We start from the raw sequence: 916 nt of genomic DNA, 5'->3' as shown, positions 1-916 counted from the left end.
CTCCGCCAGGGCCTGGGTGATGGCGTCGGCGAAGTCCTGCGCGCCGCGGGGGTAGGCCTTGGTGATGACCCGCAGCAGCTTGGACTTCGAGGCGTGGGCCATGCCGTGGGGTCCACCGAGTTGTTCGATCACGGCCAAGCCCTGTTTGGTGGTCAACCTGGGTCCGACAACGCGTTCCAGCGCGGGATGGATCTGGGTGAGCAGGCCTCGGATGCGGTTCGACAAGCGGGTGGCCTCGGCGGCGAGGTCCTCGTCGAAGCCGACCAGGACCTTGAGTTGGGCGAGGGTTTCTTCGCCGGTGTCGACGCGGCGCAGGGTGTGTGGCATGGTCCTCGCGGCATCCGCGATGATGAACGCATCCTTGGCGTCGGTCTTGGCGTTGCCAGGGTAGAGGTCAGCCGCGCGGCGCATCGCCAGGCCGGGCAGGTAGGCGACCTGGATGCCCATCGACCGGGCGACAGCGATCGGTAGCGCGCCGATCGTGTTCGGCTGGTCAACGATCACCAGCACCCGCCCGTGCTCTTGGAGTCGGGTGAACAGGTCCTCGAGCTTGGCCTGGTCCTGGGGTAAGGCCTTGTCGAAGACGCGTTTGCCGGCAGCATCCAGTGCACAGGCGTGGTGGGCCTGCTTGCCCACGTCCAGCCCGCACCAGATGTCGAAGCCGCTGTCCTGGTTCATGACGACCACCATCCTTCCATCCCGCGTTCGACGGTCGTCGGGTTGGTGATGCGTCAGCTGCCGGCACCCACGTTACAAAGAGACCTCAATGCTGGGCCGTGTCCCTATCAGCGGTCGGCTGGCGCCACCAGGCCCGGTGACAACACCCCCCGGATCATGCAAACGACAGGGGCACTGAGTCATGCCGGGCCCGGCGACCGTAACCCCGCCCTACGGGGTCACCAGCAAGGTAACGGGT

1 protein-coding gene is annotated in these 916 nt (G+C 66.6%); it reads right to left on the bottom strand.

Annotation, left to right across the window (positions count from 1 at the left end; all coding sequences use genetic code 11):
* Window positions 1-678, bottom strand: a 678-nt coding sequence (locus ACTQ49_RS14965) for an IS110 family transposase (protein WP_441828629.1), incomplete at its 3' end; no start/stop codon positions are given.
* Window positions 679-916 lie beyond the last annotated feature (238 nt).

Origin of the sequence: Luteococcus sp. Sow4_B9 (genome assembly GCF_052116585.1) — a bacterium.
Taxonomy (GTDB): Bacteria; Actinomycetota; Actinomycetes; order Propionibacteriales; family Propionibacteriaceae; genus Luteococcus.
Note: the sequence above shows the minus strand (reverse complement) of the source record. Positions and strands in the feature narration are given on the sequence as shown.